Here is a 591-nt window from a genome sequence, read left to right on the forward strand (position 1 = left end):
CTCCGGGCTACGTGGGCTTCGACGAGGGCGGCCAGCTGACGAAGGCCGTGCGCCAGCGCCCCTACTCGGTGGTGCTGTTCGATGAGATCGAGAAGGCGCACCCCGACGTGTTCAACATCCTGCTCCAGATCTTGGAGGAGGGCCGCTTGACCGACGCGCAGGGCCGCACCGTGGACTTCCGCAACGCCGTCATCATCATGACGTCGAACGTGGGTGCCCGCGAGATCGCGCAGCCCACCACGCTGGGCTTCTCCACCGAGGAGCACGCGGGGCTGTCCGACAAGGAGATCAAGAGCCGCGTCATGGCCGAGATGAAGAAGCTGTTCAGGCCCGAGTTCCTGAACCGCATCGACGAGATCATCGTGTTCAAGTCCCTGAACGACGAGCAGATTTCCGAGATCGTCAAGCTCATGGTGGCCGATTTGCGCGAGCGCATGATCGAGCAGAACATGTCCATCAACCTCACCGAGGCGGCGTGCAAGCTCATCGCCAAGGAAGGCACCGACGCCACGTTCGGCGCGCGTCCGCTGTGCCGCGCCATCCAGCGCTTGCTGGAGGATCCGCTGTCCGAGCAGATCCTCGAAGGCACGT

General features: G+C 63.8%; 1 protein-coding gene. It reads left to right on the plus strand.

The features are described 5' to 3' along the window. The coding region (locus GO707_RS11880) for an AAA family ATPase (RefSeq protein WP_157013094.1) at window positions 1-591 on the plus strand (591 nt) is incomplete at both ends.

Origin of the sequence: Adlercreutzia rubneri (assembly GCF_009755265.1) — a bacterium.
Classification (GTDB): Bacteria; Actinomycetota; Coriobacteriia; order Coriobacteriales; family Eggerthellaceae; genus Adlercreutzia; species Adlercreutzia rubneri.